Raw genomic sequence first — 18,339 nt, forward strand, 5'->3', positions numbered from 1 at the left:
AGACATTATACATATAGCAAAAATTAAAACAACAAAACAAATGTATATTCTCACTTTACCGTGATAGAGTGAGAATGAACACCACCTTTTTTACCATTTTATGAATTACTGGAAAATTATGATCTATTTTTCATAATATTCTTAGGCTTAAAGTTATAATATATGCCTTAATATTTAAAAAAAGGAGACTTTTTAATGAAAATTATTAAAGCTACTTCCTCTAACATCCCTTCTGTTGCCCGTCTATACGTAGACAGCTGGCGCATTACATACAAAGGGTTAGTACCTGATGCTTATTTAAAAAGCTTGTCTTATGAACAAAGTACAGAAAAATGGTCCCTTTTTCTTACCGAGCCTTCTCATTTTATTTTGCTCGCTATCGATGAACAAGGAAAGATTGTCGGCTTTTCAGCAGGTAAGCCTCATTTGTCCCGTGCTGAAATATACGCGCTATACGTTTGCAAGGAAGTGCAAAACCAAGGAATTGGTCATCTTCTATTTTCTCATTCAGTAAAAGAATTTGCTGATCAGCAATATACGTCTATGATTATTTGGGCTATGAAGAAAAATAAGAAAGCAGTTCAGTTTTATAAAAAATTAGGCGGCAAAAAAATCTTGAATCGCACAAGTCAGTTTGGAGAAACTAAAGTTGAAGACGAAGCATACGGTTGGGAACGTCTTCCTTCTAATAAATAAACGAGCACACTAGTGTGCTCGTTTATTTATTAGAAGATAATATTATTGAGCCGTCGTCTTTTTGTCCGTTGAATGAACTTTATTACAAAGCTCATTCCAGTGCCAAAAACAATTCCCTTGACTCACTATAAAACAATCCAGCCATTTCTGAAAATTCATATGTAATACATGTGCATCTTGAACCGATGCGTTCCGCTTTTTTACTATTATATATGCAGAGTGCGCTGATTTTTTGGAGTCAATGATAATCTCTTCTTCTCCAACAGACCCAATTGTCATATAGAGACTCTGACTTTTATAAGCTGTTTCTCTTACATCTTCTAAGCTATAAAGATTCCCTGCTATTTTTTTGTCAGCATCAATGAACAAATTACACCCATTTGTTAGCTGCAAAAACTGCTTGTAGTCTTCAGGAAGTGATACATGCATTTCTTCTTCAAAAACATTCAGTTGATTCTTGCTTACTCCATCAAAAAAAGTACACGTGGTTCTGTATACTTCTCCTTCATTTTTACACACTTCTATAACATTATTGTTTTCCCACAGCCGCTTTCGAAGTGAATTTATTATTTTTTCAATCATACTCTTCCTCCAAGCGTTGGATTTAAAACGGTTACATTACATTAATTAAACAATAATGTGCTAATTCCTTCTTTCCTACTAAATTATACGACAAACTTTAGAATTTCATGTTCAAATAACATAGAAAAAAGCAGCGAATATCGCTGCTTTACAGGTTATACAGGTGCTTTTTCTTCCTGTTCAGGATGGTGATCGTAATCAATAAGCGCTTTTGGAAGGCCCGTATATTTAGCCCAATAATAAATCCCAAGAGATACGACCGCTATGATAATTAAGTCTACAGGCGTATCGATCAAACCCTTTCCTCCGCCGAACGAACCAATATAAGAAATAAAGAGCATGATGATATAATAAGCAACTAACCACCAAGTTGATTTAATCTGCTGACGAAGACTTACTTCGTTTTTAGGCACATATTTAGTAAAAATCAAATATATAACAAACATAACCAATTGAGAAGTTAACAACCATGAAATAGTCTTCCATCCTGACCAGTAGACAATAAAGGAAGCAAAAATAAAGGATAATGGACCAATTATACTCATTCCTCTTAATTTAAAAGGCTTTTCCAAATCTTTTGCGTTCACCATAAAGGCCGCTGATGAAATCGGTGCAATCGCGTAAGAAAGAATAAGCGCAACAGAGCATACGTTTACGAGTGCATTCCATGAAGGAAATGGCAGTGTCCAAAAAATCGAAAGTCCTAATGAAAGCCATAGAGATGATCGAGGAATCCCTGTTTTTTTATCCACATGAGCAAACGTTTTAAATAGCGTACCGTTACGAGACCAAGCATAGATAAGTCTAGATGTTGTATTCATAAAAATATTACCGTTACCACCCGGTGATAAAATAGCGTCTAAAATAACAAGTGTTGCTAGCCAGCCAAGGCCAAGAACAACAGCGATGTCTTTAAATGGCAGTGAGAATTTATCTTGAATGCCGGACCAACCGCCTTTAATCATGTCAGATGGAATAGCTCCGATAAATAATACTTGTAGGGCAGTATAAATGAGAGCTGCTAGAATGATACAAATCACAAGAGCAATTGGAATATTACGCTGAGGATTTTTCACCTCTCCAGCTACAGATACAATTGGATGAAGGCCTAAGTAGGCAAACATAACCCCGCCTGTGGCAATGGCGGCCTGGATACCATCAAACCCCCCGGGAGCAAACTCTCCCATCGTAAAGTTTCCTGACTTAAAATAAAATGCCAGCGTTACGATTACTGTAAGCGGTACAAAATATTTAAAAATAGAAATGATAATATTCGATTTTGCAAATGCTTTTACACTCCAGTAATTGAGTAAAAAGAATAAGCAAAGCAACACAAATTGTAGAATCCATCCAGATATTGTCGGTGAATCAGATCCAGATTTTGTTAAACCCGGAAACCAGTAGGCCACATACTGTCTCACAGCTGTTACTTCGATAGCGATTAAGCTAGTGTACGCTACAATAGTAATAAATGAAATCATATAGCCTACAAGATGACCGTGTGAATAAACAGGATATCGAATAATTCCTCCTGTACGAGGCAAGGCAGCCCCTAGCTCAGCGTATACAAGGCCTATTAATAAAATAATAACTCCACCAATAACCCAAGAAAAACTTCCTGCAGGACCGGCTTGCGTAGCGACATTACTAACGGCAAACAGCCAAGCGGAGCCAAAAATAGCCCCTAATCCAATCAATGTTAAATCTAACAGGGATATCGTCTTTTTAAACGGACCTTTATTCTCCATAAGCTTCCTCCTTTGGATGAATCATCACTTTTGTTGTTTTTTTTGACAACATTCATATATATTCGATAATATACGTCAAAATTTTTATTACTATACCCATTCAAAATTACTTTGAATCCCTTTTCTTGATTTCTAGAGATTAATTAACAGAAAATTCTTAAAAATAACTCTTATATTCAAGACACACTAAAACTTTTTCTTCTCTTCTTTAATAGGTAAAATACTCAAGAGATGAAAGGAGTTAGACAAATGACTTTACCGGAAAATTTGCCTGTTGATTTTACAGCTTACAGCCACTTAACATTCCTTCCGCTCGGACGCAAAAATAAATCGATTCGGTCCGTAGGAAGTAAACATACTAAAGGGCTACTTGGACGTTTAAATGACTACTTTGAGCGAGCAATGAATGAGTTATCTCAAGAAGATATAGTCCTTTTTCAAACGTTCTTATTTGGAAGTCATAGGGGCGGTTTTCCTGTGGCAATTGATAAAAATGAAGACGTTTATCCTCACTTTTGGAAACCAACTTCATTTCTATGGAAAGAATATAATAAGAATCGCGGCATTCCTATCCATCATGATGAGTTTTATTCTCAAGATTTTACAGTTTTATCTAAAAATGAGTTGGAAAACTATCAGCTGCTTAAAAAAGAGAAAAAAGGATTCAGCCTCACTCCAAAAGGCGAAGCCATCCGACGTCTATTTGAAGAAGAATCGCGGAGAATATGAGATTATATCTCGCGTGATTCTTTTTTTTGATTTTGAAGACTACTTTCTCTATTAAATGCTTATCATAATTAGAAATCTCCATTCATATAATCATTACTAGATTAGCAAAGTCCTTCATACCTATTAGCCTGATGCTGACATAGAGAGGAGATTTCGCCATTGAAATCTAGTAATCGCGCCAATTTTGTAGTGTTAACATATAAGATGGTTCTTGTTATTTTATCCATTGTTTTAATGACATCATCTATCATTGTTCTAGTGAGTTACTCAGCATTTAAAGAACAGTTCAATTCTTCTATTGTCTATCAAACGTTATCGAAGCATAAAGCGGAGAGCCTTTATTATTTGATGAGCCAAGAAAACCACCACTTTTCAACGGCTTTCGATAAAAACTACTCGCCTCCAGGTCTTTCTTCTACACTGCTAGAGTTATCAACAAGTATTCGAGCAGAAGACGCGAGAAGCTTGTTTGGTTCAGAACTTCCTGGATTCAGTATTTACGACTCCAATATTATCATCGCCGGTGAAGGCACAAATTTCACAAACTTCCCTAGAGAATCTGCACCGCCGTTAGATGAAACACTAAAAGAAAGAAATTCTACTACAAAAGTTCAGCAACCTAAAGAAAACAATGGTACGAATGCTCCAAATAATAATACAACTGGCGGAAAAAAGGTATTTTATATTTATCATACGCACAGCTGGGAATCTTACTTGCCTCTATTAGGACTTGAAGGTGATCCAGATGCTAATAAAGCTGTAGATAGTAAAACCAATATTAATATAGTCGCAAATATGCTAGGAAAAGATTTAGAGGCTCAGGGAATTGGGGCAGAAGTAGATCAAACCAATATTGGACAGAAATTAAAAGAAAAAGGCTGGAACACCAACCAATCGTACGCCATGTCTCGCACAGTAATTGAAACGGCGATGACTGAGAATAGAGATTTAACTTACTTTATCGATTTGCACCGAGATTCGCTTCGAAAAGATAATACAACCATTAAGATTAACAATAAATCGTATGCAAAAGTTGTGTTTGTTTTAGGGAAAGCGAATCAAAACTTTGAACAAAACTTAAAAATGGCAAAAGCGCTTCATGAAGGTCTTGAAAAGAAATATCCTGGGTTAAGCCGTGGAGTTATTGGCAAAAACAAATCCAGCGGTAACGGTGTATATAACCAAGATGTTTCTAAAAATGCGATTTTAATTGAAGTGGGCGGAGTTGATAATAACTTTGATGAACTAACCAATACAACAAAAGCACTGTCTGATGTCATTAGCCAATTTTACTGGCAAGCTGAAAAAGTAGATGCCCCTGCTCAATAAAAAAAGCCCTCTTCACTGAGGGCTTTTTAAAATTCAATTCCTTTTACAGCAGGAATTCCTTCATCATAATAATGTTTATGAGGCTTCATTTCCGTCACAAGATCTGCTGCATCCATCACTTCTTTTTTGGCAGAACGCCCGGTAATGACCAAATGCATATGCTCAGGGCGCTTTTGAATAAGGTCAATTACTTCGTGTAGCGGTAGCACATCATCAATAGGAAATTTCTCGATAGCCAGTGCATTATTTAACTCGTCTAAAATAACTACATCATATTCGTTCGAGAAGACTTTTTCCTTCGTTAGCGCCCAAGCTTTTTGCAAAGCTTCACGATGTTCAGGCGGTGTTTTTGTCCACGTGAAGCCGACTCCTGTTTGAATCATTTCAATTCCTATTCTGTCAAACATCAGCTTTTCGCCATATGTACGCTGAGGAGATTTAATAAATTGAATCATTAATACTTTTTGTCCGCGTCCCGTAGCGCGCAACGCAAGACCTAAAGCAGCGGTTGTTTTTCCTTTACCGTCTCCGGTATAAATTAACGTAAGACCCCGTTTGTCTTTCAATCTAAAAACCTCTTTTTCTTCGAATTTCAGTTTACAGCCATGTTGTTTTTTCTGTAAACGGTGTTCTAGCAGGCTCTTTCATTTTTATAAGAGACTCTTCATTTGGATAGCCTAGAAATACGTTTCCTACTACGACTTTACCTGAAGGCTTGCCGATAAACTCATACAGCCTCTCGTCTCGAACAAGACCAACGCCTCTTGTTCTCCAAACGAATCCAAGACCTAGTTCTTTAGCTGCTAGCCACATGGAATGAATCGCGCATGAAACCGCATATTTGTTGTCTTCAGTGGCTTCGTCGTCTCCTTCAACTGTGTCAGCAGTTACGACGATATGGACAGGCGTATTTTTTACTGCTTTTAACGAACTTTCTACTAAATGGGGCTTTGTAGGAAAGCGCTCCTTTAAATAAGCTTCAGCCAGTTCTTCATACTTCTTTTTTGCTTCTCCTTGAATCACATAAAAGCTCCAAGGCTCTCTCATTCGGTCATTTGGAGCCCATGTCGCTGCTTCAAGCAGCTGTTCGATTTTCTCTTGCTCTACTTCACGTGCTTCATGATCTCGTACCGCTCTTCGTTCTTTTAGCTGTGAGATAATCGTCATATTGTCTCCTCCTTTTAACATTAAAGCAGAATATTTTCCGCTCTTTCTTCGAACCATTTTATTTTTTCTCTAATTGTCACTACCTCACCTACAAGCACGATAGCAGGATGAGCAATTTCTGCTTTTTTTGCTATTTCTTCGATTGTGGCAAGCGTTCCGGTTACGGTGCGCTGATACTTCGTTGTGCCCCATTGAACAAGCGCTACTGGCGTATGTTTATCTCGTCCATGGTCCATCAATTGCTTGCATATATGAGATAAATTTCCAACGCCCATGTAAAACGCAATTGTATCTATTCCTTGAGCAAGCGCTGACCAATTTAAATAATCTTTTCCTTTTTCTTCTCTTCCATGACCCGTTACAATCGCAAAAGAAGTGGCATGATCTCTATGGGTAACAGGAATTCCTGCATAAGCTGGAGCTGCAATTCCTGACGTGATACCAGGCACTACTTCGTAAGGAATTCCTTGAGTAGCAAGCACTTCCGCTTCCTCTGCTCCGCGGCCAAACACAAAAGGATCGCCTCCTTTTAAGCGCGTCACTACTTTTCCTTGAAGCGCTTTTTCAACAAGCAGTTCGTGAATACGATCTTGGATGACTCCGTGCTTGCCCGGTAATTTCCCGCAAAAAATAAGCTCCGCGTCTTTTTTAGCATAGTTTAACAACTGTTCGTTGGCTAAGCGGTCATATAAAATAACATCCGCTTCTTGAATACACTCCATTCCATATACGGTTATTAGCTTCGGATCTCCTGGTCCAGCTCCTACTAAATATACTTTTCCAACTGTCACACGGCATCTCTTCTTTCTTTTTTTACCGCTTTACACTGTTCCACCCAGTTTTCTACCATCTTCGTAGAAGAGCCAAAATGAAAGTGCGTATAGCCGGCAATTAAATTATTGTTCATATAGCCTTCTTCTTTCATTCCTCGCATCCCTTTTGTATCATAGGCAGGCGAAAACTCTTTCTCTGAATGAAAGGTTGAATAATGAAATTCATGGCCTTTAGCTTGTATATCGCCTTTAAATAAAAAATTCCCCTGCTTTCCCGTCACTTCTCGGTACCCTAAAGCAGCTAATTTTGTCTGCATTCTTACTTGTCCGGGAATAAGCCCCACCATTTCATGGCATGTATCATCTGTTGTGACAATACCATCTGTTAAAAACATAAAGCCTCCGCACTCAGCAAGCGTAGGAATCCCTTTTTGAATAGCTGCTCGAACAGAATTTTTAACGTCGATTTGCTGAGCCAGCGTTTCAGCAAATTCTTCTGGAAATCCGCCTCCGATATAAAGACCGTCAGCATCTTGTGGAACCACTTCTCCTTTTAAAGGCGAAAATTCTACAAGCTCTGCTCCGTAAGCTTTTAACAATTCGAAATTTTCTTCATAATAAAAGTTAAAAGCGGCATCTCTCGCTACAGCAATTTTCACTTGAGGTACGGACGGCTTTGTAAAGATAGGCTCATTAATTTCTATTTTAGGAGCTAAAGCCAGTTCATATACTTTTTCGATATCAATTGTATCATGAACAAGCTTTCCTAACTGTTCAAAAAACGGTGTTAACTCTCCTCGTTCAATCGACGGAATGAGCCCGAGGTGACGTTCAGGAATCGTAAGATCATCGTTTCTTTTCAAGTAGCCTACTACAGGGATATGACATTCCTGCTCAATCGCTGCCTTAACAAGTTTATAATGCCCTTCACTTCCAACACGGTTAGCAATCACACCGACGATGTTAGCTTCGGGTAAAAATTGCTGAAAACCTTTTACAATCGCCGCTGCACTTCTAGCCATACTAGCACAATTGACAACTAAAAGGACAGGGCTATTGGTGATTAAGCTGATTTCTGCTGTTGTTCCTTCGTTCGTTAACGGGTTTTTCCCATCGAAAAATCCCATAACTCCTTCCATGATGGAAATATCAGCATCTTCACTAGCACGAGCGACAATTTCTCTAACCATATCGTGTTCAAGCATCCAGCTGTCTATATTTCGAGATGTTCGTTCTGTAACAGCCGTATGATACGTTGGATCAATATAATCGGGTCCGCATTTAAACCCTTGAACTCTGTAACCAGCTTGTCTTAATGCTGCCATCAGCCCGATTGTAAGTGTTGTTTTCCCTACGCCACTTCCAGTACCGGCAATGACGAGTCTTCTGTTTGACATGTTGTTCTCTCCTTTAGTCATAGGGAATAAGCGCCACTGAAATGGTTACATTCCCTGACTTTTTCTTCACAAGTTCAAGCTTATCAGCACCGCTGTATAACATAGCAGCAGGTTCACTGACGCCATATGCACCTGTATATTTAAAGACAGTATCTGAAGGCTGTTGGATACTTATGCTGTTTAGCTCTTGGGGCGAATAATAGACAAACTCCCAGCCGTACTTAGACGCCACTTCTAACAGCCCTTCTTCATCTTTCTTTAACTCTATTGTACATAATGCTTTTACACTTTTCATTGAAAACTGAAGTTCAGCAAGCGTTTTTTCAATAACGGTTTCAATTTCAGCTGTACTTGTCCCTCGATTGCATCCCATCCCAATCGCTAATACTTTTGGCCGGTAAAGAACACCGTTTTCTAAGATTGCTTCTTCCTCTTTTTTTAAATTGCGATGCGTTACGATCAAAGCTGCATGTGGCGATGCTTCAAGAGCTGTCTGAATCGATGAATATGTTTTAATGTTAGCTGGAACAGGGTGCTCATAATGCCACCAGTTCTTTTCACCTGATTCTTGAACCACTGCTATTTCTTCTTCATTCACCACAGAAGCGCTGACAGGCGTTAGTTTTTCTGCTGATTCCCACACCCATCCAAAGCGCTTACCAAATAAATCAACTGGAATTGTTTTTTGCACATCGGATGCTGTTGTAATAACAGGATGAGCTTCAAGAGCTGCCGCAACTTCACGCGTAAGCTCATTTGCTCCTCCGATATGACCCGAAAGCACGCTGATGACATTTTCGCCTTTATCATCAATGACAACAACCGCAGGATCCGTTTTTTTATCTTTTAAAATAGGAGCAATCATACGTACAACTGCTCCGAGTGAGATAATAATAATAAGCCCTTTATACGATTCAAAAAGAGAAGGCAAAAGCATCCGAACGCTTCCTGAAAACAGCTGAATGTTCTGCTCTTGTTCGTCTCCTTTTTCAAACTTGCTCATGTAATACACATCAGACTGCTGAAAAGTGCGGCCTAGATTTCTTGCAATTTCTACGCCGTGTTTTGTGATAGCTACAACGGCATAATCTCCGCGCTGTGTAATGAGGGCTTTTTTTCCTTCTTGGAGTTGAATCATTCCGACTTCACTCCTCTTCGAAAGCCATGGGTAAATGTTTTGTCATAAAGTTTTGAACGATAATCTTTGTCATGAATGTGTGGATCAAGTGCCCAGCCTGCCAAAATCATCGCCTGCTTGCGAATGCCGTTTGTTCGCATAGCATCATCGAGGTCTTTTACCGTTGTGCGAACAATTTTTTCATCTGGCCACGTTGCTTTATAGACTACTACAATCGGCGTGTCTTCACTCCAACCCGCGCTTATAAATTCTTTCATTACTTTTTTTGTGAGCGTCGCGCTTAAAAATAACGCAATGGTACATTTATGTTTTGCTAAATCAGTTAATTTTTCAAACTCAGGTACAGGCGTTCTTCCTTCAGCACGAGTTAAAATAACCGTTTGAGTCAAATCTGGAATGGTTAATTCTGCTTCAGCCGCTGCAGCAGCAGCGAATACGGAGCTGACGCCCGGAACGATTTCAATATCAACGCCTTCTCTTTTTAAAAGCACCATTTGTTCCATAATGGCTCCGTACATAGCAGGATCTCCGGTATGTACTCTTACAACCATTTTTCCTTCACGCATGCGTTCAAGCATCGTACCGACCATTTCTTCTAAATGCATACCCGCTGTTTTTAACACTTCAGCTCCTGGTTTAGACTTAGCAACTAGCTCTTGACTTACCAGTGAGTCAGCGTACAAGACAACATCTGCTTGCTGAAGTAATTTTAAGCCTTTTACGGTAATTAAATCTGGATCTCCGGGTCCAGCTCCGATTATGTATAACTTCATTTTCGCACCACCATTAGCGTTAAGTATTGTAAATCAGCTCCTTCTAGTTCTGAAGCTTTCCAGATAATTTCTTCATCTGACGTTACTTTTGTCACCACTGACGCTTTTTCAAGCAGATCAAGCTCTTTTAAAAGACCAACCATAAAATCGATGACTTTGGCCACTTTAATAAAAATGACGCAGTCGTTTTCCATTAATACTTTTTTCATTGTTTCATAATCTTCACGAGCAGGAACAATCGCTACGTGTTCATCACCGTCTGCTAAAGGAATACCTAAGCGAGATGCCGCTCCATTAATAGATGAAATGCCAGGAATTACTTGAATCGGAGCTTCAGGGTGACACTCTTGCATTAGACGCATCATGTGAATAAACGTACTGTAAAGCATAGGGTCGCCCTCTGTGACAAATGCTACATCTTTTCCTTCCTGGAGCTTTTCCCATACTCGTTCTACCGTTTCGGTCCATTTTCTTTCCAAAATAGCAGGATCTTTTGTCATTGGAAACACAAGGCCGAGCATGTCTTTTTCATTTGCACTGAAATAGACATCAATAATTTTTTGGGCATAGCTTTTGCTTCCTTTTTGCTTTTTCGGATACGCAATAACGGGTGATTCTTTTAATTTACGAAATGCTTTTACCGTGATTAGTTCTGGATCTCCTGGTCCAACTCCAAGTCCGTACAATGTTCCAATCATGTTCATTCTCCTTTTTGGGCTGTAATAATATAAATAGGGTTTAAAGCATCAAAGCGTGTTAAATGTAAAATTGGCTTGCTCCTTGAAATTTGTGCAAGGGTAACAGCAGTCTCAAATCCTCGCTCTTTAAAAGCTTTCATCGCTTCTGCTAAATTTTCAATTGTCACGGCGTTTAATACGATACGTCCTTCTGAATTTAAGCGGCTGCAGCACACGTCCAAAATGGTTTCCATGCCTCCTGCTGTCCCTCCAATAAACACTGCATCAGGATCAGCAAACTCATTTAGTCCTTCTGGTGCTTTTCCGTGCACAGTGTGGGCATCAACCCGAAATTTCGCTAGATTTTCCCTGCAATTTTCTAAGTCTGCTTCATTTTTTTCCACAGCAAAAATTTGTCCTTCACGCGCAATTTTAGCCGCTTCAATTGCCACTGAACCTGTACATGTTCCGATATCCCACACGACGCTGTCTTTCTTTAGCTGCAGGGCGCTAATACTAAGTGTACGAACTTCTTTTTTAGTGATAAGTCCTTTATCTGGCTTGCGTTGAATAAATTCATCATCTTCTATTCCAAGAGGCCAAACTGGGCTTTTTTCTATCTGTTTTAATATCACGACATTAAGCGGAGAAAAGAATTGATTCGCCGCTTCTTCCAGCGAAAGCAGCTGACAGCGCTCCGTTTTTCCACCTAAATTCTCTGCTACAAACATCTTGTATTCTGTCATGCCAAATGACAATAAGTAGTTTGCCAGAGCACTAGGAGAATTTTGCTCATCGGTTAGAATCGCCACTGTTCTATAGCCGTCAATGCGCTGAGCCAGCCCTTTTATGCTCCTGCCGTGCACGCTTGTAAAATAAGCGTCTTGCCATCGCTCCTTTAGGCGTGAGAATGCAAGCTGAATAGAACTTAAATAAGGGTATATTTCAACGTCTAGCTTCGTAGAAAGATAGCTTCCTATTCCGTAAAATAACGGATCACCTGAGGCTAACACAACCGCATTTCCTTCTTCGTTTTTTAAACGTTCAACAAGAGAAGAAAGCCCTCCTTCAATCGCCACTTTTTCTCCTTTAAAATCTTGAAAAAAATCAAGGTGACGCTTACCTCCAACTAGCACATCGCTTTCATAAATCCACTTTTCATACATAGGAAGCAAACTTAACTTTCCGTCGTCACCAATTCCAATAATTTTAATTGCCATGTTGCACCGCCTGTCCTAAAAAATCTCCTTTTAATGTGTAAAGAGACGTATCGACATCGATTCCGTCCCCTACTTCCTTTAACGCTGATAAACAGCAGTACTCGCACAGTTTTTCAAAAAACTGATGATGACCGCTTTGTGTCATTAAATCTCCCACTTGAGAAGCTGTGTTTGCACCTTTTATTTCCTCTACCAGTTCAGCAGAAGCGCCTGACTCAGAAGCTGCTGTTGCTAAAAAATTAAAATCAATGGGTGCACTTTTTGAATGAACCATCATAACGCCTTGCGCGACTTTTGAAAACTTTCCCATCATGCCTACGAGCGATACTTTTTTCATTCCTTGCTTTTTACATTGTTTTAACGTAAATCCAACAAAATCTCCCATTTCGATAAATGCTTCTTCCGGAAGATCTGGGAACTGTTTCATTCCATACTTTTCGCTTCGGCCCCCTGTCGTAATGACGACGTGCTCACAATTACTTGCTTTAGCAACGCTGATTGCCTGCACGATGCTTGCTTTATAAGCAGCTGTTGAGAACGGAACGACAATCCCCCGCGTCCCCAGTATCGAAATGCCTCCTAAAATACCTAGACGCGCATTTAATGTCTTTTTCGCCATTTCTTCTCCCTGAGGAACCGAGATGACAATCTTAACGCCTTTTTGTATATTGTATTGGGCTAAAAGCTGTTCAGCCGTTTCTTTCAGCATCTTTCTTGGAACAGGGTTAATGGCTGCTTCACCGACAGGAACCGGGAGGCCGGGCTTTGTCACACGCCCTACTCCCACTCCTCCATCAATGATAATGCCTGCACCATTACACCACGAAACTTCAGAAATAATCAGCGCTCCGTGCGTGGCATCGGGATCATCTCCAGCATCTTTAATGATGCTAGCTACAGCGCTGCTTGTACGATACTCGCATTCTTCAAGATGAAACGTAGCAAAGCGGCCGACAGGTAGGTAAATCGTTGACTCATCTTGCACTTCTCCTGAAATTAGCGTAAGCAGAGCTGCTCTCGTAGCTGCCGTTGCACAAGCGCCCGTCGTATAGCCTTCTCTGAGTTTCTTAGGTTCTTTTGGTACTTCCTTCATGCGTTACACCTGATCTGCAAGAATTGAAATTGCATTTAATGCAGCAACCGTTACCGTACTGCCGCCTTTTCGCCCGATGTTTGTAATAAACGGCACGTCAAGTTTTGCAAGTTCTTCTTTAGATTCAGCTGCTGAAACAAATCCTACCGGCAGACCAATAACAAGCCCAGGCTTCGCTTCTCCTTCTTTAATCAAACGAATTAATTCAAGTAAAGCTGTGGGTGCGTTCCCAATTGCAAAAATTCCACCGTCTGCTTCTTTGATAGCTTTTCGCATAGAAATAATTGCACGCGTTGTATTTAAGCGCTTTGCTTCTTCCATTACGTCCGGATCTGAAATATAAACTTTGATTTCACCGCCGTGTTTTTCAATTCGCTGCTTGTTTGTTCCTACTTGCACCATTTGTACATCTGCAACCACTTGCTTGCCGCTGCGAATAGCTTTAATTCCTGCTTGAATCGCATCCGGATGAAACAGCATGCTGCGTCCAAGCTCAAAGTCTGCAGACGCATGAATTACGCGCTGAACAATTGGGTACTGTTCGTCTGTAAACGGATGAGACCCAAGCTCTTCTGTAATCATCTCAAAACTTTTTCCTTCTATTTGCTGAGGCTGAACAGTTAACGGTTTAAATTCTGTACGAAAATCCATCTCAATCAACTCCTAGTTTGGTTTACTAAAGCATGAACCACTTCTTCAAAAGTGGAATACACGGTCCCATACTCAATTTTCGGTCGCCCAATCATAATAATATCTAAGCCTAACTCTTTGGCTGCTTCCACTTTTTCATCCACAGATCCAACTTTTCCGCTTTCTTTTGTGACCATGACCGTCACTCCGTATTGCTTATACAGTGCTCGATCAAACTCTTTTGTAAAAGGCCCTTGAATAGCAATAATATTTTTTTGCGGAAATCCTAATTGCTGGCACTTTTCCATATTATCCAGCCTTGGAAGCATACGAGCAACAAGCCGTACATCTGAAAGAGGAAGCAGCTTTTCTGTAAAAACCTGCAGCGTTTTGCTGCCTGTTGTCAGCATAATAACTCCTTTTTTCTGAGCTGCTACTTCTGCTGCTTCTTCATACGTAGAAACCATCGTCATATTATCATAGGCAAAAGCCTGCGAAGCCCGCTCATAGCGTATGTAAGGAATCGCTGTTTCAGCAGCCGCGCCGATAGCATTTTTAGATGCTTCTTCTGCAAAAGGATGACTTGCATCCACAATAGCTTTTACACGATGTTCGTTTACAAAATCCATCATATCTTCTTTTTTGAGACGTCCAATTTTCACTTTCACTTCTGCACGCTGTAATTCGATAGCTGCGTTTTCGGTTACAACCGTTGCCGTAACCTCATGACCTGCTTTTTTCACTTGCACGGCTAATGCACGTGCATCGCTAGTTCCGGCTAACAATAAAATCATTTTAGCTCGCCGACCTTATCTTCATGGTGGTCGTGGTCATGATGGTGATCGTGGTGATGGTGTCCGTGATCATGGTCATGATCGTGATGATGGTGGTGATCAATATGCTCCATAATGCCGAGGCGATATTGACACGTATCGCAGTTCATTTTCACTTCACCTTCTAATCCTTCTTCAGCACGTTCTTTTAAAATTGTCTGCAGTTTTGGATGAAAACCGAAATAGCCGGCTAGCTTAAACTCGATGTTTTCATGCTGCATTTTATACTGCTTCACCATTTCTTCTAATCGCTTAATTAGTACTCCTGTAAATAAGAAATACGGGAGAATAACCACTTTTTTAGCGCCCAGTTTTAAACATCGCTCTACCCCTTCATCAATCAGTGGAGCAGTCACGCCCATAAAAGAAGTTTCAACGATTTTATAGTTTGTTTTTTCCCAAAGAAGGCGCGTAATTTTATATAGATCACTGTTTGCATCAGGATCACTTCCTCCTCGCCCTAAGACAATAACAGCCGTGTCTTCAGCTGGAGTTTCTAAATTCTCTCCTGATTCTTGTAATCTCGTTTTTAAAATTTCCAGGGCTTCTTCATGAACGCCAATGGGACGTCCGTATACGAAGTTTACGTGTGGATATTTTCCCTTAGCTTCATCTATAGCCGCCGGAATATGTATTTTAGAGTGGCCGGCAGGCAAGAGCATAATTGGAATTACAACTACATCTTTTGCTCCTTTTGCCACACATGTATCAATGCCTTGACTTACATTTGGGCGTTCAAATTCTAGAAAACACGTTTCTACTAAAATAGATGCGTCCCAATCATGCTTCATAGTCGAAATAAATTCGCGAATTTGATCGTTCCCTTCAGGATCTCTGCTTCCATGACCGACAAATAAAACTGATTTCATATAATGCCCTCCTATTTTTTAATCTCCACACGGAGCTGGTTCTACTTTTATTTTTGGTGTTATATCTTGATAGTCGAATCCATAAACGTTCTTCACACGCTTAAAGAATTTATGAAATCGCTCATTAGGATGACCTTTTTCTTTATATTCATGGACAATGTTCTCGACTATTTCAATAATGTCATCAGGTGCTATGCCTTCCGCCACAATTTGACCTGAATGCGCATTGCGTCCAACCGTTTTAGCTCCTAAAAATAAATCAAACGCACCTTTTCTATAGACAATGCCGATATCTTCTTGAACTGCGCCATAGCAGGCCATGCCGCATCCATTAATACCAAGCTTCAGCTCTTTTGGCATGTCCATTCCCCCGAGGCGCTTTTGTAATTCTTCCGTATGTGGAATAGCATCGCTTTTTTCTCCGTCACAAAAATCACACGCTTTGATTGTGAACACATCTCCGACCGGAGATAGTAAAAAGGAAGCTGCTTGGAGCTTTTTAATAATCACATCTGGTTGAGTCGTTGGGATTTGCAGTTTGATTTGATGGTCAGGTGTATACTCCATCGTACCTTTTTCACCAACAACTTCTGCTAGTGTTGTCATTTGAACAGGCGTGAATTTCTTATTTGCAAGTCCTGGACTAACCGCCACTTCGAAAATGGACTGTATTGGCTGATGTACGACCGCAGAAGTAGGTTCACCTAAAATTGCTTGAAGCGCTTCTTCTGCAAGAACTCGTGAAGTTGCTGTTTCTTCTGGTGTGGTCTGAACTGCTTCAATAGCTGAAGCTGTTTGCTTTACAGTCTCTTCTTGATCGAGAGCCCACGGTTCCGCTTCTTTTCGAAGTCGCTGATGCGGTCTTAGCGGCTGCTCCGTTTGGTTAAGGGTATATTTCCGCTGATATCCGCGCGGTGTAATCATTAAATCGTCGTAAAAAAACGTAGATGAATTCCCGACAACAACGGTAGTCAGCATGCCAATTTCATGATTTAACATGTCTTTTAAGTTGGTCATTACGACTTCTTCACGGTGACGATAAGCGCTTTTCACAAGACCAACAGGCGTATCAGGAGAACGGTACTTTAATAGAATCCTCTGTGCTTCAACAATTTGTCTTGTTCGTCTTCCGCTTTTTGGATTGTAAAAAGCCACTACGAAATCTGCTTGTGCAGCTGCTTCGATTCTTTTTTCGATTAGTTCCCATGGCGTAAGGTGGTCACTTAAACTAATTGTACAAGCATCATGCATCACGGGCGCTCCAAGGAGGGATGCGCATGAATTAATAGCCGAAATGCCAGGAATTACTTCCAGCTCTACGCCCGTTTCTTTTTTCCAACCTTTTTCAATCAACACTTCATACACAAGGCCTGCCATTCCATATACTCCTGCATCTCCGCTTGAAATGACAGCCACGGTTTTTCCTGCTTCAGCTTGCTTTACAGCTTCTTGTGCACGGCTTACTTCTTCGGTCATTCCCGTACTAATAATTTGCTGATTCGTTAACAGTCCTTGAATTAATTCCACATAGGTTTTGTAACCGATGATCATATCACTTTCTTGAATGGCTTCTCTTGCTCGCTGTGTAATATGTTCAAAGCTTCCCGGCCCAAATCCGATAACTAACAGTTTACCTTTCATGCTAGCTCCTCCTTTATGCGTTACTTTTTACTTTATCAATTCCTTCTATGGAGTCACTGTTTTCCGGGGAAACGAAACCATTTTGATCATATTCATAAATAATCGATTCCTTTATACTGCAGCCTCCTGCTAAATGTTCTTCGACAATCCGGTGAGCCACGGTTTCAGTGACCTGCTTGTACCAATCTCCTGAAGGATACACAATAGCTACAGGAGCATCTTTACATCGTCCGTTACAGCGTGTACGCGTTGTATGAACCGTTTCATCCAAATCCAGTTCCGTCACTTTATTTCGAATAGCTTGGGTGGCTTCTTCTCCACCTTTTCTCATACAGCTGCTTCCATTACAAATCAATACGTGATGTTTTGTTCCGTTTAAGTTCCACGTCGTCACACTCATTCGCTCCTTTACTAAAAAAAGCGCCTCTATCAATGATAGAGGCGCAGAAAAATTCAAACTAAGTTTTTGCACTTCCACCTATATCCCGTAGGGTAAGCTTCGCATTAAAGAAAGGCTGGTTTCCTGACTTCGATTCATCACTTGACTGCGCCTTCCCGAATACAGTGGCATATGCAATCAGCTCATCTTCACAGTGGCGGGTACCGCGCTGGCTTCACACCAGACTTCCCATTTAACACAATGTAAACATTGCGCACCTTTTTTGCACGATATGTAGTTTTACGACATGAGAAAAACCCGCTTCGCTAATATGCGAGCGGGTAAAACGTCAGAATAAGAGTGTACACGAATGCCACTTTAAGCCAACGTTTCCCTTCCCGCTCCCCGGAGAAATAGAAACTTCACAATAAAGACAGGTCTCCTGACTTGTGTATCATTCTACTTGAGAACCTTCCCGTGATTTTTCCACAGTGGTTATACTCGTTCGTCCACACTTACAGTTGCGGGGGCAGTACTGGTCTTTCACCAGTTTCCCTATTAAGCCTTCTTGGCATCTTTGTTGTTGCTGTTTGATATATATGAACCTTTTAAACTATCAGAATAATAGAAGTAACTACCATATCATAGCGTACATTTTTTTTTAT

19 protein-coding genes and 2 riboswitches are annotated in these 18,339 nt (G+C 40.3%); of the genes, 3 read left to right on the top strand and 16 right to left on the bottom strand.

Going from position 1 to position 18,339, the window contains the following annotated elements; all coding sequences use genetic code 11:
• Positions 1-195: 195 nt before the first annotated feature.
• Positions 196-696: a GNAT family N-acetyltransferase gene (locus OK414_RS13660; RefSeq protein WP_016764355.1), complete on the top strand. Its 501-nt coding sequence runs from the start codon at positions 196-198 to the stop codon at positions 694-696.
• A 42-nt stretch (positions 697-738) separates the two neighbouring features.
• On the opposite strand, the gene OK414_RS13665 is transcribed toward OK414_RS13660, so the two are convergent.
• Complete coding sequence (locus tag OK414_RS13665; RefSeq protein WP_034651569.1) at positions 739-1,278, bottom strand: SMI1/KNR4 family protein; 540 nt, start codon at positions 1,276-1,278, stop codon at positions 739-741.
• A gap of 155 nt (positions 1,279-1,433) precedes the next feature.
• A complete protein-coding gene (locus tag OK414_RS13670) occupies positions 1,434-3,026 on the bottom strand; it encodes an APC family permease (protein WP_034651567.1) in 1,593 nt (530 codons plus the stop codon).
• Positions 3,027-3,275: 249 nt separating this feature from the next.
• On the opposite strand from OK414_RS13670, the gene OK414_RS13675 reads away from it, so the two are divergent.
• Both OK414_RS13675 and spoIIP read left to right on the top strand, forming a co-directional pair.
• Positions 3,276-3,755, top strand: a complete 480-nt coding sequence (locus OK414_RS13675) for a hypothetical protein (protein ID WP_263045852.1) — start codon at positions 3,276-3,278, stop codon at positions 3,753-3,755.
• A gap of 159 nt (positions 3,756-3,914) precedes the next feature.
• On the top strand, positions 3,915-5,084 hold the full coding sequence (spoIIP, locus tag OK414_RS13680; RefSeq protein ID WP_013083408.1) for a stage II sporulation protein P: 1,170 nt from the start codon (positions 3,915-3,917) through the stop codon (positions 5,082-5,084).
• 26 nt (positions 5,085-5,110) lie between these two features.
• On the opposite strand, the gene cobO is transcribed toward spoIIP, so the two are convergent.
• Genes cobO through OK414_RS13750 form a run of 14 tightly spaced genes read right to left on the bottom strand, consistent with a single transcriptional unit; the run spans position 5,111 to position 17,689 of the window.
• A complete protein-coding gene (cobO, locus tag OK414_RS13685; protein WP_013057304.1) occupies positions 5,111-5,650 on the bottom strand; it encodes a cob(I)yrinic acid a,c-diamide adenosyltransferase in 540 nt (179 codons plus the stop codon).
• A 31-nt stretch (positions 5,651-5,681) separates the two neighbouring features.
• Positions 5,682-6,251, bottom strand: a complete 570-nt coding sequence (locus OK414_RS13690) for a nitroreductase (RefSeq protein ID WP_047933579.1) — start codon at positions 6,249-6,251, stop codon at positions 5,682-5,684.
• Between the two features lie 20 nt (positions 6,252-6,271).
• Positions 6,272-7,042 carry a uroporphyrinogen-III C-methyltransferase gene (gene cobA, locus OK414_RS13695; RefSeq protein ID WP_034651561.1) on the bottom strand — a complete coding sequence of 257 codons (771 nt, stop codon included), beginning with the start codon at positions 7,040-7,042 and terminating at the stop codon, positions 6,272-6,274.
• Positions 7,039-8,421, bottom strand: coding sequence for a cobyrinate a,c-diamide synthase (locus OK414_RS13700; RefSeq protein WP_016764360.1), 1,383 nt, complete (start codon positions 8,419-8,421; stop codon positions 7,039-7,041). The genes cobA and OK414_RS13700 overlap by 4 nt, the downstream gene beginning before the upstream one ends.
• A 13-nt stretch (positions 8,422-8,434) precedes the next feature.
• A complete protein-coding gene (locus tag OK414_RS13705; RefSeq protein ID WP_016764361.1) occupies positions 8,435-9,559 on the bottom strand; it encodes a cobalt-precorrin 5A hydrolase in 1,125 nt (374 codons plus the stop codon).
• Positions 9,556-10,332 (bottom strand): precorrin-4 C(11)-methyltransferase, encoded by a 777-nt coding sequence (gene cobM / locus OK414_RS13710; protein WP_034651558.1) that lies wholly within the window; start codon positions 10,330-10,332, stop codon positions 9,556-9,558. The genes OK414_RS13705 and cobM overlap by 4 nt, the downstream gene beginning before the upstream one ends.
• Complete coding sequence (gene cobI / locus OK414_RS13715; RefSeq protein ID WP_095380261.1) at positions 10,329-11,030, bottom strand: precorrin-2 C(20)-methyltransferase; 702 nt, start codon at positions 11,028-11,030, stop codon at positions 10,329-10,331. The genes cobM and cobI overlap by 4 nt, the downstream gene beginning before the upstream one ends.
• A 2-nt stretch (positions 11,031-11,032) precedes the next feature.
• Positions 11,033-12,229 (bottom strand): precorrin-6y C5,15-methyltransferase (decarboxylating) subunit CbiE, encoded by a 1,197-nt coding sequence (cbiE, locus tag OK414_RS13720; protein ID WP_263045853.1) that lies wholly within the window; start codon positions 12,227-12,229, stop codon positions 11,033-11,035.
• Positions 12,219-13,322 (bottom strand): cobalt-precorrin-5B (C(1))-methyltransferase, encoded by a 1,104-nt coding sequence (locus OK414_RS13725; protein WP_095380263.1) that lies wholly within the window; start codon positions 13,320-13,322, stop codon positions 12,219-12,221. The genes cbiE and OK414_RS13725 overlap by 11 nt, the downstream gene beginning before the upstream one ends.
• Positions 13,323-13,325: 3 nt before the next feature.
• Positions 13,326-13,973, bottom strand: a complete 648-nt coding sequence (locus OK414_RS13730; protein ID WP_026106605.1) for a precorrin-8X methylmutase — start codon at positions 13,971-13,973, stop codon at positions 13,326-13,328.
• A gap of 5 nt (positions 13,974-13,978) precedes the next feature.
• Positions 13,979-14,746, bottom strand: a complete 768-nt coding sequence (cobK, locus tag OK414_RS13735) for a precorrin-6A reductase (RefSeq protein ID WP_263045854.1) — start codon at positions 14,744-14,746, stop codon at positions 13,979-13,981.
• A complete protein-coding gene (locus OK414_RS13740) occupies positions 14,743-15,654 on the bottom strand; it encodes a sirohydrochlorin chelatase (protein WP_034651543.1) in 912 nt (303 codons plus the stop codon). Before OK414_RS13740 ends, cobK begins: the two co-directional genes overlap by 4 nt.
• Before the next feature lie 18 nt (positions 15,655-15,672).
• Positions 15,673-17,295, bottom strand: a complete 1,623-nt coding sequence (gene cobJ / locus OK414_RS13745) for a precorrin-3B C(17)-methyltransferase (RefSeq protein WP_034651540.1) — start codon at positions 17,293-17,295, stop codon at positions 15,673-15,675.
• A gap of 13 nt (positions 17,296-17,308) precedes the next feature.
• Positions 17,309-17,689, bottom strand: a complete 381-nt coding sequence (locus OK414_RS13750) for a (2Fe-2S) ferredoxin domain-containing protein (protein WP_034651537.1) — start codon at positions 17,687-17,689, stop codon at positions 17,309-17,311.
• Positions 17,690-17,790: 101 nt separating this feature from the next.
• Positions 17,791-17,971: riboswitch (cobalamin riboswitch) on the bottom strand.
• Positions 17,972-18,088: 117 nt separating this feature from the next.
• Positions 18,089-18,268, bottom strand: a riboswitch (cobalamin riboswitch).
• Positions 18,269-18,339: the final 71 nt, after the last annotated feature.

The organism is Priestia sp. JV24 (assembly GCF_025910025.1).
Lineage (GTDB): Bacteria > Bacillota > Bacilli > Bacillales > Bacillaceae_H > Priestia > Priestia megaterium.